8 protein-coding genes are annotated in these 12,762 nt (G+C 60.0%); 5 read left to right on the top strand and 3 right to left on the bottom strand.

Features of this window, described 5'->3' with window-relative positions:
• Window positions 1-5: 5 nt before the first annotated feature.
• From EOC93_RS01865 to EOC93_RS01850, 4 genes are all read left to right on the top strand, one after another.
• Entirely contained in the window at window positions 6-2,462 is a 2,457-nt protein-coding gene (locus EOC93_RS01865) for a serine/threonine-protein kinase (RefSeq protein ID WP_127203698.1), read from the top strand.
• 11 nt (window positions 2,463-2,473) lie between these two features.
• Window positions 2,474-2,980 carry a DUF1036 domain-containing protein gene (locus tag EOC93_RS01860; protein ID WP_206072974.1) on the top strand — a complete coding sequence of 169 codons (507 nt, stop codon included), beginning with the start codon at window positions 2,474-2,476 and terminating at the stop codon, window positions 2,978-2,980.
• On the top strand, window positions 2,977-5,310 hold the full coding sequence (locus tag EOC93_RS01855) for a M23 family metallopeptidase (RefSeq protein ID WP_127203697.1): 2,334 nt from the start codon (window positions 2,977-2,979) through the stop codon (window positions 5,308-5,310). The genes EOC93_RS01860 and EOC93_RS01855 overlap by 4 nt, the downstream gene beginning before the upstream one ends.
• 211 nt (window positions 5,311-5,521) lie before the next feature.
• Entirely contained in the window at window positions 5,522-7,174 is a 1,653-nt protein-coding gene (locus tag EOC93_RS01850; RefSeq protein WP_126103020.1) for a caspase family protein, read from the top strand.
• A 52-nt stretch (window positions 7,175-7,226) separates the two neighbouring features.
• On the opposite strand, the gene EOC93_RS01845 is transcribed toward EOC93_RS01850, so the two are convergent.
• Window positions 7,227-7,757, bottom strand: coding sequence for an OmpA family protein (locus EOC93_RS01845; protein WP_127203744.1), 531 nt, complete (start codon window positions 7,755-7,757; stop codon window positions 7,227-7,229).
• Between the two features lie 194 nt (window positions 7,758-7,951).
• Between EOC93_RS01845 and EOC93_RS01840 the strand changes: the two genes are divergently transcribed.
• The gene (locus EOC93_RS01840; protein ID WP_127203696.1) at window positions 7,952-8,530 is read left to right on the top strand and encodes a hypothetical protein; all 579 of its coding nucleotides are present in this window, start codon (window positions 7,952-7,954) and stop codon (window positions 8,528-8,530) included.
• A gap of 354 nt (window positions 8,531-8,884) precedes the next feature.
• Here EOC93_RS01840 and EOC93_RS01830 read toward each other — a convergent pair whose 3' ends face one another.
• Window positions 8,885-11,404, bottom strand: a complete 2,520-nt coding sequence (locus EOC93_RS01830) for a caspase family protein (RefSeq protein WP_245461344.1) — start codon at window positions 11,402-11,404, stop codon at window positions 8,885-8,887.
• Window positions 11,405-12,425: 1,021 nt separating this feature from the next.
• Window positions 12,426-12,644 (bottom strand): hypothetical protein, encoded by a 219-nt coding sequence (locus EOC93_RS01820; RefSeq protein ID WP_095486404.1) that lies wholly within the window; start codon window positions 12,642-12,644, stop codon window positions 12,426-12,428.
• Between the last annotated feature and the right edge of the window lie 118 nt (window positions 12,645-12,762).

Below are 12,762 nucleotides of genomic sequence, written 5' to 3'. Positions count from 1 at the left end.
GGCTGATGAGCGCCGACGACAAGACGCGGATATCGCCTAACGTGGCCAACACAGCCGTAGGCACGCAACTCAGCGGCATCTATGAACTAGACGAGCGGATCGCATTCGGTGGCATGGGCGAAGTTTATCGTGGCCACAACATCCAGACCGGCGACCACGTCGCGATCAAGATCGTCTTGCCCGAGTTCGCCCGTGATCAGACGATCCTGTCCCTGTTCCGCAAGGAAGCGTCGATCCTCAATCACCTGTCGCACGACGCAGTCGTTCGGTATCACGTCTTCACGATCGATCCCGGCATCGGTCGCCCCTACCTCGCTATGGAATTCGTCGACGGCCAATCGCTGTTCGATGTTATGCGACGTGGCCCGATGCCGACGGAAGACGTGCGCAAGCTCTGCCATCGTCTGGCTTCCGGCTTGAGCGCCGTGCACCAGGCGGGAGCAATACACCGCGACCTCTCCCCGGATAACATCATCCTGCCAGGAGGCCGGGTCGAACGCGCAAAGATCATCGATTTTGGCATCGCGCGATCGGCGACCGTCGGCGGCGAGACCCTGATCGGCGGAAAATTCGCGGGAAAGTACAACTACGTTTCTCCCGAACAACTCGGGCTCTACAGTGGCGATGTCAGCGAGCAATCCGACATCTACAGCCTGGGGTTGGTGCTGGCTGCTGCTCTACGCGGCAAACCGATCGACATGGGCGGCTCCCAGTTCGAGATCGTGGAAAAACGCCGAACTGTCCCGGACCTATCCGACATCGACGCCGATTTTCGTGGAATTGTTGAAGCCATGCTGCAGCCGGATCCACAAGACCGGCCGATCAGCATGGCGGACATCGCCAGGATGACACGCGACGACACGGATGAGGAGACAACGCCGCCAGCGTCGATCACACCCCGAGACCGGACGGGTTTGCCGCGAAGGGGGGGAACCGTCGCGCCTGGCCCCAAGCTCCAAAGTCAGCCTCCGGCGGCTCCCGGCGAGCGGGTCTTCGTTCCGCATGTCCGGCCGGCGCATCTGTCCGAACCGAGGCCTTCGGCAGTTGCCGGTCCTCCTCGGGCGGTTTTGCCTAATGTCCCTGGAAAGTCCGCCAAGACCCGATCCATCGCGATCGCTGCCTTGGCGACGTTAGCTGTAGCGTCCGGTGCAGGCATTTATCTGACTGGCTTGATGACGCCTTCCACACCGACCGCCGCCGATACATTGCTTTTGGCACCAAAAGTTCCGGCCCCATCGGAAGAAGCTGCGAATCCGCCGGGCGATGAGCCGGCAAAAGTAGCTCCACCTCAGCAGTCGCAAACCGAGGCCGCTGCGCCGCCAACTGAAAATCAAGCAGATACCGCAGCGGATCAAATGCCGGAGCCGACACAGCACGCCGAAGTCCCCTCGCCAACCGAGGAAACCTTGGAGCCGTCGGCAGCCGACACGCGGCCGTCAGCTGAAAATCAGACAGATGCCGCAGCGGATCAAAGGTTGGAGCCGACACGGCCCGCCGAAGTCCCCTCACCAACCGAGGAAACCCTGGAGCCGTCGGCAGCCGAGGCACAAGCGGCAGCCGAAAAGCCACCGCCGGCAATTCAGCCGGACACCGTGATCAGCGACAGCCAGCAAGCGGCTCCGCCGCTAGCCCAGATCGCGCCAGTGCCGCTGGCCGAGAAAGCCTCGCCGCCCCCCGCGGTCCAGCCCGACGTGATGGAGAGCCGGAAGCCCGAGCAACCGGCCAACCAGCCGGCCGAGTCCAAGGCGGCCGCGCGGGTGCCCGAATCCACCGTCGCCTTGAATGTCCCGAAACCGGAACTAGGACGACCGCCGAAAAATGTCCTCGACAACGCTGCGCAACGGGTCTCCTGGGTGCGCGACTTCAACGGCGGCGACTGTTTCTATGCGACGTTGACATCGGCAACCGAAACCGCCGTCGAGATCGAAGGATTGGGCACTGGGGTCCCGCCATTCGAGCAAATGATGTCCGATTTCCAGGCGAGATTCCATGTCGAACCGGACATCAGCGTCCGCCTCATTGAACCGGCTCAATGCGAAGTCACCAACTTTCTGCGCTTTCTGGACCAGATGGCGGCTGACAAGCCGCAGCTTGTTCTCGATCGGACGAGGGTGCCGAGCGGTTCGCCGATCGGCGGCACGCTGGTGACGCATGGCGGCCTCATGTCCAGCGTGCTGCTGATCGACCACAGGGGCATGGCATTCAGCCTCGACGATCGTATCTTGGCGCAAGCGGACAAGGCCACCTTCAACATTCCGATCGATCTCGGCGCAGCCGACAAGGCGGCCGGCAAGGTCGTGCCGCAGATCATAATGGTCATCACCGGTCCACAGGATATCCAGGCTGCGGCGTTCTCCGCGCCAACACCAGCCGCGCTGCTGTTGCCCAAGATTCTCGAAGAGATCGAGACTAACCGATCTGAGTTCTCCGCGACTGCAAAGTACTTCCGGCTCGGCGGGTAGCATGGACGCCGATGGACCTCCGCCGCTCGCGTTTTTCCTTCCTGACCGCTGTCCCGCCCAACAATCAGCGTGACTGGCTTCGCGGCCTGCTTGCCCTGAGAAGCCGTACCAAACTCACGGTCGTGTCGGGGGCGATATTGCTTGCTGTCCTCTCGTCCCACGAAGCGCGCGCCGAATTCACCGTCTGCAATCAGACGCTCGACGTCGTCAATCTCGCCGTCGGCCAAAAGGTCGACAATGCGGACCAGACCGACGGCTGGTGGACCATCGGTGCAAATCAGTGCGTGAACGTCATCCGCGAGGAGCTCACGAACCGCTACATTTACATCTATGCGACGGACGTCTTTGGTCATGCGACCCTGACCGGGTCGACCGAAATGTGCATCGACCGGCGGCGCTTCTCGATACGCGGCATCGATGAATGCTGGCAGCGCGGCCATATCGCCGCACGATTTCTCGAAGTCGATACGCTCGAACAGGTGCGGTGGACCTTTTTCCTGACCGGAAGCAATCCGTGACGCACAGTATCGACACAAGTTTCAGGTTGAAAAGGCAGGCGCGCGCCGCCCTGCGCAGACGCAGGCTCTGGCGCAGACTCCTTGCTGGTCTTGCTGTGATTGTCCTGTTGTCGATCGCTGCCGGCTTCTATCTCACCGCGGACCATTGGTCGTTCGGCGATGAAGACGAGGAGTTGCACGCGGTCGAGGGAACCGACGATGTGCCAGCCGATGCATCGGTCTATGTGCCTGCCATCATCGATCTCGCAGGCGATCCGATGTGGATCACCCTTGCGCCCGACACCGGCGCCGCCACAAAAAGCCATGTGATCCCGCGCCCCGCAGAACTCGATCAGGCTGGAGTTTCTCCCCAGATTGAAATTCTGTCCGACGTGATGCTTAGCGCCAGCGAAAAATTCATGACAACGATACCCTCCACGCAAGAAGATTTCGCATTCTTCCAGGCACAGCGACAGACTGCGGCGGCGCCATCCAACGATCTGCAAAACGACCTTCAGCCACCGCCCGTTCTAAACGAGGCTCCGGTTGCTTCGGACCCGCAGGTGGACGCCGATGACCCCGAAGCAGGTTGGGGCGAAACAATCGATGCAGGCGAGGCAGCCCTTCCCGCGTTCCAGAAAACCCAGATCGAAAACAACACAAGCGTTGCAAATGTCACCAGCGAATATCAGCGATATGAGGCTACCGAGGACACGTTCGTAAAGATTCTCAACGACCGCAGCTTGGACAGCGTTGCCCTGGATGCACATTTCTCCGCCGAGGACGCCAAGCTGGCAGGCGAAGCCTTGAAGGCGCTTTTCAATCGGGAAAGCCTTGAGCCAGGTCATGTCGTCGCGATGCGCGGTTTCAGGCCGACGCGCGAGACGACAACCATGTCCCTCATGCAGGTTTCGATCTACGCCAAGAACGTATTTGTCGGTACGCTGACGCGCAATGCCGCTGGTGCGTTTGTGTCTGGTGTCGACCCCTGGGTCCGCGAAGATCTGTTCAACTACTCGGGCGCACAGGCACAAGGCACCCACAAAAGGCAATACCGACTACTCGACGCAATCTACTCGACAGCAGCACGCAATAAAGTCCCCACCGGCGTGATCGGAGAAGCGATCATGTACCTCTCGAGAGGACAGGATCTGGATGCCTTCGCCAGCGAAGACCAGCGTCTGGTCCTGATCTATTCGCAAAGGCCGCGTGGCAAGGAAGAGACGGCCGGACGGGTGCTATATGTTGGCGTCCAAGGCAACGAAAAAAGCCTCGACTGTTTCGTGTTCCAGCAGACCGATGGCCAGTTTGCATGCGTTAGCGGCGACGATCAGGTTCGCTCGCTGACAGTCACCAACGGCATGGTCACCCCGGTCAACGGGGTCATGACGTCCACCTTCGGCCCACGCAAGCACCCGATCCTCGGCACTGTTCGCATCCACAAAGGTGTGGATTGGGCGGCGCCTCTGGGTACGCCTATTGCAGCCGCCTTCGACGGCGAAATCGTCTTTCAAGGCGATGGCGGAGGTTACGGCAATCTGGTGAAGATTTCGCACGGAAGCGCGCGCGAGACGCGCTATGCGCATATGCAGAAATTCGCGGTCAAGGGCGGTGTCGGCGCGAAGGTGAAGGCAGGCGATATCATTGGTTACATCGGCACGACTGGTCTTTCGACTGGGCCGCACCTGCATTTCGAACTCTATCGCAATGGCGAGGCGATCAATCCCTTGGGTACGGTTACGGCAATCGCGACGGACGCTTCTGCTGTCGAAACACTGACCGACCGTATCGTTCAAGTCGAAAGTGGCGGCAGCGCCCGCGCCAAGAATCCAAATTCTTCGGCAACCGGCGCCGGTCAGTTCATAACGAAGACCTGGATCAGGATGATGAACACCTATCGCCCCGAACTTGCGCGGACACTGTCAACCGCCGACCTGCTCGCTCTGCGTTTCGACGCCACCATCTCGCGCGAGATGGTCAGCAATCTTGCGCGCGAGGGCGAAGCCTATCTTCGCGCGCGCGGCCACCAGATCACAGCCGGCCGGCTCTATCTCTGTCATTTCCTGGGAATGGAAGGCGCCCATCAAGTGTTGTCGTCGCCGGGTTCGGCGCAATTGAGCGCGGTGCTCGGGTCGGCCGTCATTCAAGCCAATCGGTTCCTCACTGGCAAGACTGCCAGCTATGTCGTGGGCTGGGCCGAAAGGAAAATGGGCAGGAAGCTGAGCCCGGCGACGACCGAGGTGAGTCAACAGACAACGACAACGACGGAAGTCCGGCAGACATCGCCGGAGTTCGAAAAGTACAAGCAGGCGATCACAGCCCTCCTAAGCCCGACGCAGAATACCCTTTGAACCTGCTTCTCGCGGCGTGCGAGTTCGCCGTTAGACCATTGGTGTTCCTGTTGCCAAGTGTTACTATGGCCAACTTTTTTAGGGCCCTTTGTGAACCAAAACTGTGGTCGAGATCACATACGCCCAAGAGCCATTTGGCAGATTATGTCGCTGATGAATTTAGCATGCGCAGACATCAATAGTGCGCCCATGCGGGGCGGAGGGCTGGTCGATGAAAGCATTTGCCGTCTTTCTGAGCGGGTTTATCCTGTTTATCATCGCGTCGCTTGGCGCCGAGGCTGCTGCGCCTGATGCCAAACGCGTGGCGCTGGTCATCGGCAACAGCAAATACGTGCATGCCGTTGCATTGCCCAATCCCGCCAACGATGCGCATCTCATCGCTTCCACGCTGCGCAATGCCGGCTTCCAAGTGATCGAGGGGGTCGATCAAGACAATGCAGGCATGCACGGCCTCATCAGCCGGTTTACTGAGCAATCCTACGACGCCGACCTCGCCGTCATTTTTTATGCCGGGCACGGCATGCAGGTCGACGGCAGGAATTTTCTGATTCCGGTAGACGCCGAGCTGACATCGCCCGCTTATCTCAAGACCCGCACAATCCAGATCGATGACTTCATGGCGGCGTTACCGCCCGAGCCGGCGATCGGCGTCATTATCCTCGATGCCTGCCGCGACAATCCACTGGCAAGGACGCTGGCCGCCTCTATGCCGAAGAGCCGTTCCGCCTCGTTTGGCTCCGGTCTGGCGCCGATCGACGCAAAATCGGACGGCGTTGGAACCGGCGGAATCCTGATTGCGTATGCAACCGATCCAGGCGCCATCGCTTTCGACGGCAACGGTGTCAACAGTCCTTACTCCACTGCACTCGCCAGGCACCTGACTGAACCCGGCGTTGAAATCCAGAGCGCGCTGACGCGTGTGCGCGGCCAGGTGACCGAAACGACACAAGGTCGCCAGAGACCTTGGCACAACGCATCACTGGGACGCGAGGTCTTCCTGGGACAGTCCGTAGCGGAAGCGGCGCCTGCCACAAAACCTGTCGCTGGCGCATCCGGCACCGCAGCGACACCGGCTCCTGCCCCGGTGACCAGTGAGCCTCCTTCCTGGGAGGTGGAGCAGCGTCTGTGGGATGAAGCTTCCAAGCGCAATACCATTCCGTTCTACGAAGCCTATCTCGAACAGTTTCCAAATGGCCGCTTCGCCACGGTGGCACGGCTGAACATCGATCAGTTGAACGAACCGAAAGCCGAAGATCGGCAGATTGCGGCAATCGATGAGGACGAGGCGAACGCAAATTCCGGCTCAGCCGTTCGCACCTCGGTTGGCGTTTCGGATGAGGTGAAGCAGGCCCCGGGCACCGAGTTGACGGAAAGTGCGATCGGTCTCGATCGCCAGGGCCGTATCGATTTGCAGTTGCGCATCGAAGCCTTGGGCAACGAGCTTGGCCGCATCGATGGAAACATAGGTCCAAAGACCCGGCAGGCGATCGGCATCTGGCAAGCGAAGAATGGTCTACCGCAGACCAATTTTTTGACACGCGAGCAACTGACGTTCCTGGTGATCCAGACGGATCCAATGATGGAGTCGGTGCGCGCCAGATACGCTGCCGATCAGGCTCGTGCAGCACAGCCGAAAAAACAGGTGCAGCAGGTCCGCACACAAAAGCCGGTGGCACAGAAGACCCGCACAAAAAAGTCGGTGGTGGCAAAGATGCCCCGCAAGCAGCAGGTCGTTCAGAAGAGGCGCAACCGCGAGGTGGTTCGACAGGACAACCCACCGCCGCCGGACAACAACGACTTCCTGACCAAGGCGCTGATTTTCGGCACCGGTGTGGCTGTGGGCGGCGTGCTCAACAACAACTGACGAGCCAGCGTTTCAAGTCTGTCGACGTGAGCCGTGCCTTGGCGTACCAGCCCTACTCAGTCCTTATCCGCATCTCCACCCGGCGGTTTACCGGATCGTATGGGTTGGGATTGCGCGGGTTCGTTTCGCCCAAGCCTGTCGCTTTGATGCGGGCAGCGTCGATGCCGTTAGAGGTCAGGAAGGTTGTTACTGATCGGGCTCTTCGTTCCGACAGCCCCTCGTTGTAGTGAGCTGAGCCGGATGCATCGGTGTAACCTTCAACAACGAAGTCGAGGGCGCTCAGTCGGCTGTCCTTCAGCGCCTTGGCGAACTCGTCGAGTTCCGCACGCGCAGTCGCGTCGAGTTCGGCAGAATCCAGGCCGAAATTGATCAGCATATCAAGGCTGGTTTTTTCGGCCGGCGCTTCTTTCTTGTTGCTCTTGCACTCGTCTTCGGTGCCGACGCAGATTCCACGCGCCGGGCCGAACTCGCTCGCCCCGGAAAAAAACTTCACGATGTCTTCTGACTTCTGAAGCGGATCAGCGGAAGCGTGGGTCGAAAAAAGCGCGACCGTCAACACCAAGGCTAAACTGCCCAACTGCATAACGGTTACTCCTGTCTTGAACATCCGATTTCTTCGGCTGCGGAGTATACCAGATTCCGAAGCGATTGTCTGTCAATAAACGTCAAGCATACGGGGAGTGGACGGCAGTCCCATCTTGCTACGGACTGAGACTTGACCCGCGCCCTATCCGGGGCTTCACTGTCGATTATTCCCTAAGTGAAAGCGTGGCGGCCATGGCCAATGAGCTTCGATTCAAAACGGCACGGGACCTTTTCATGGCCTACCCCGCTGTTGCCAGCGACATGGTGGCACGTCCGACCGAACAGCCTTCAATCGAATTTTGCCGCGCCCTCCTTGCCGGGCGCGTGCCCGAGGAGGCGATTACGTTCTGTGCCTATCTCCTTCCCGCGCGGGCTGCGGTGTGGTGGGCCCATGAGTGCCTGAGCCATCTCACCGTTCTGCTCGACCACAGGGATCAGGAGTTGCTCGCGCTTGTTCGTGACTGGGTCAGCGAACCGGATAGCCCTCACCATCGCCCAGAAGTGAGCAAGGCTGCGGCGATGCCGCCAACAACGCCGGCTGCCTGGATTGCCCTGGCTGCAGGACGGCATGGCAGCGGTTCGGCTATGGACGCATCAGCGGTATCGGCCTTGCAGCAATCGCCTGCCGCCCAGGCTGTGAGTGCGGGCGTTCTGGCCGGACTGGCACGTGTTGCATTAGAGGACCGCTTTTCAGTTCTTTCCGCGTTTGTCGAAATGGGCATCCAGATGGCAGAGATCGAGGCGCTGCGCCAATCAGCCGATGCAAATTAGACCGTGGTCTGGATCCTATCCCCAGCCGCCTCCGCCGCTCCCGCCGCTCCCGCCGCCTCCCAAAGGAGGAACGATCACGGGAGGTGCGGTAACAGGCTGTTCCTCAACCGGCGTGATCACTTTTTTCTTGACCACCCGTTTGGGAGCGGCCTTTTGCGCCACAGGTGTCTTGCGAACGACCTTTTGCTCAACTGGTACCCTGCGAACGACCTTCGGCGGCGACGTCTCCACCAGCGGCGTCGGTTCGGGTGGTATCAAGGACGTGCAACCTGTGAGCCCCGCCAGGATGCCGGACAGGGTTGTTCCGACGATTGCTTGCTTGAATATCCTGTGCACCATTTGCCTCCTGATTGATTAAAACACGTCCCGACGCGGATTGGCTTCTTCCCAAACCCGCCTGGCCGCGCCGACCAGTTGACTGTCCAGCGAACCGGATGCGGGCACCTTCGACCTGAGCTCCTGGCGCAGTTGCTTCAACGCCGTCGTTTTCACCTTCGTGCCGAAATTCGCGAGGTTCTTCTGGGCCTCCGGCAGCTGGTCGCGGGTGTCCAGTGCGGCCGCGAACGCTAGAAAACGGACGGCGGTGGCTTGATCGGCCTTTTCGCCCTTTTCCATTTCGAGAACCGCGCGCTCGAATGCACCGGAGGGGTCGCCCCGCATGGTCGCCATCTCGAACAGCCTTTGCGCTTCTGCCGGGTTGCGCTCCACGCCCACGCCGTCGCGATACATGCGCGCTAGGTTGCTTGGAGCGTAGGGCTGGCCGAGTTCGGTGGCTTTCTGAAAAAGGGCCAGCGCCGTTTTCGGATTTTTCTCGACGCCCGCGCCGAACAGATAGTTCCGGCCAAGCAGGTTCATCGAATACATGTCCTGCCGCTCGACGCCAGCTTCCAGGAAGGCAACGGCGCGGGCCTGATCGGCGGTCACGCCGTTGCGGCCTTCCGTGAAGATCGCGCCGAGATCGTTCATGGCATATGTGTGCCCCATCGATGCCGCTTTGAGCAGCAGGTCCAGCCCCTTGCCAGTGTCGCGCTCGACTCCGTAGCCATGGAACAAGGCACGGCCCCACGACGTCATCCCGTAGGGATCGCCCTTGTCGGCCGCAGCCGCGTAGAAGGTGTTGGCCTGCTTGCGGTCGAGAGCCACGCCCGTTCCGGTCGCATAGAGGTAGCCGAGTTCAAATACGGCGCGCACGTGCCCCCTATCGGCAGCCTGCTGTATGGCTTTCCTGGCCTGGTCCACCTTGCCGGCCGCAAGCAGCGCGCGCCCCAGTTCGTAGCGGAAGCGGGCGACATCGGGATACGCCTTCACCGCAGCCTCGCAGAGCTTCACCGCGTCGGCGCCGATTTCATTTGGCAGCAGGCCGGGGACAACGCCTTGAAGGTCGAGAGGTTCGCCGGCAGCCGAGTCGCACGGATCGACGCTTGGCGACAGTGTCATTTTGGCGGGTTTGGATGCTCCGCTGTCCGCCCGAATTTCGAAGGCGACCTCGACCGGTGCGCTGGCTCCGATCTGGGGTTCATAGCGCAGCACTTCGACTTCACCGACCGTCAAGCTCGATTCGGGCGACAGGGCTCGATCCGGCAGGGAAAGCGTTCCAGTTGCCGGATAATTCGCTACTCTCAAGCTGACCGCCGAATCGTCTGTCGGAAGATCCAGGCTCAGGGCAACCGCGCCCACGCCGACCGGAACGTCGATCTCGCGGCTCTCGATCGCCTCGGCGGCACCGGTGACATGAATGCCGCGCTGCAGTACCTGTTGTTTCTGCTCGGCTTCGAGCGAGGCCATCACCTGTTCGCCCTGGGTTCCTTCGCCGCTCTTGACCCGGAACACCAGCATGCCCTTGGCTTCGCCGCCCCAATTGTCGCGTGCGGCGTAGGCCAGCATATCCATCTCTTCTGGCTCGCCAATTCCCTTGGGGACATCCATCTGCAAGCGCGGCAGATCCTTGCCCTGGATCAGTTCTCCCGCCTCGACAACTTTGCCGTCCAGCATCAGGCGTCCCAGGGTGGGCGGTCTATCGATGCTGACGGTGATTGTCCCGCCGTCGACCTCCACCGGTTCCGGGAGATCCAGATCAACTGGGCCGGCCCCCGACAGCACGACCTTCTCCAGCACCGGCGGCAGCGATGGACGACTGCTGCGACGCATCAGAACGACTTCGTCGATCAGCGACGAGTTCTCCCAGGGAACTTGCAAGCCATTTGTAGCCTCAACCACATCTCGGCGGACGGCCGACATGACCGTACGGATCTCCTGGTTCGGGGCGAGCGCGCGACGAGAAAACGCCAATGAAAAAGGACTGAGGTCGCCGGCGCCGTCATAGGCAACCGCGCCGGGTTCGGTGGCAAAAGCGATCAGCGTGTTCAGCGAGCTTCTTACTTGCGCAAGGCCGGTGCCGCTGGCGGTAAGAAGCTGGTCTCTGAGCCAATAGTCCTTGCGAGGGAATGGATTGTTGCGGCAGGCATCGAGGATGATCACCTGGATCTTCGATTTCGAACGCATCTGCTGCAGCACGTCGTTCAACTTGATTGCCTGGACCTCGACGTCCGCCGCATCTTTCAACGAGGCATCGACAGGGATCAGGAAATTTTCGCCGCCGATCTGAAAGCCGTGACCGGAATAGTAGACGACAGCGACATCCGCGCCGTCCACGGCGGCAAGATAATTGCGGAACTGATCTTCAAACTGCAGCTTTGTAAGATTGCTCGCGACGAAAACATCAAAACCAGCCTGCCGAAAGGTGTCGGATACGTCCACCACATCTTTGGCTGGGTTCTTGAGGGCCGAGATTTCTTGGTAATCGGAGTTGCCGATTACAAAAGCGACCCTTCGTTCGACGGCAGAAGCCTCGAAAGTCGTGAAGCTTGCGAGCATGAAGGCTGCAACGAATCCGCAACGTCGGAGCATGGCAAATCCCTTAACCGCTGTTACCTGGCGACCACAAGAACCAGCTTGCAGTGTCAAGGTCCGTTGGAGAGCATGCTATCTGCCAAGACAGAAAAGAGAGAAAAGCCGTCGCGACAGCGGGCATATTCCTCACGTGATCAAATTCTAAATTACATCAGAGGCCGAGTGTCCGCAATGATTGTCAGACGCTTTCTCAACCTGGCTATTCGGCCGTGGTCGCTTTGGCCTCCCCGGACCGGGCGCGGCCGGCATTCTGATCTTAGCAGGTTGGGCTGAGTTCTGGTCGGCGATGCCCCGACAAAATAGCTCGTGCTGGGACACCTACATTTTGCCCTAGCGACGAATGTCTACTGCCGCCTGCCAGGCCCGACGGCGGCCCTGCACCCTTCAGTCCACACACCACGCGGCAGAGCGCGCCTGAGTTTTCCACTACTAATGTTGGCCTACCGCTGATTTTTTCTACCTACCATTTCCGAGACTCAATTAGCGTGCGCTTATGGAGCACCGGCACGCCATTCGAAGAATCAAGGATGGGCTTTGGGAAGTCTACGACATAGACGACCACAACGTTGTCTTCTCAGATGGGGTGGCTCTGACAAATTTGCTGGATGAGGACGCGCTCGACGCCCTGGAGTTGCTAAAGAGTGGATTCCTGGTCCCGAGCACCGCTCCCAAGGCCAGTTGACAGTTCCTTGAGGGATACGCTGAGGTCGCACTATCCGCAAGATGAAGCGCTGAAGGCGGATGGCTGACAGGCAAAAGCGTCGCCGGTTGGCGGGCTCCTTCTCCAAAGGGAAAATCAGGCGTCAGCCGAGCGTTCGCTCGTCGAGATCTGCCATCCTATTTCGGTGACCTTGCAGGCGCGGTGCGGAAAGTATGGATCGGACGCGCGGACAAGGAGCCGACACTGCAGGTTCTGAGATCGATTGTTCGAGAGTGACCTCAAGTCCGCATCGAACCGGCGCTGCCTGCGCCCAAAGGATCCCCGTTATTTCTGATCCGGCATCTCGGTATTCTCTTGAGGATTCTTCTTGATGCCCGCTGCAGGCGAGGTATCGGCTGGTGCGTTTCCACCTTGGTTTTGCTCAGGCGCTCTTTTGAGTGGCGAGGTGCGCCAGCCCATATCAGCGTACAGAAAGCCAATGAGAAAGCCGACGATAATGACCGCTGCTATCACCAGCGAAAGTATAGCGTTACGTCGCTCCATGTCCGGCTCCTTCCTGCGAGCCGAACAGCCAGTAGCGAAAATGGTTCCGGCCAGTCAGGTGGAAATCGGCGGTGCTGGACTCATTGCCGTGCACAAGGCTTAATCCTGCGCGGGGATG

Origin of the sequence: Mesorhizobium sp. M6A.T.Ce.TU.002.03.1.1, assembly GCF_003997275.1 — a bacterium.
Classification (GTDB): Bacteria; Pseudomonadota; Alphaproteobacteria; order Rhizobiales; family Rhizobiaceae; genus Mesorhizobium; species Mesorhizobium mediterraneum.
This window is presented reverse-complemented; position numbering and strand designations above follow the sequence as displayed.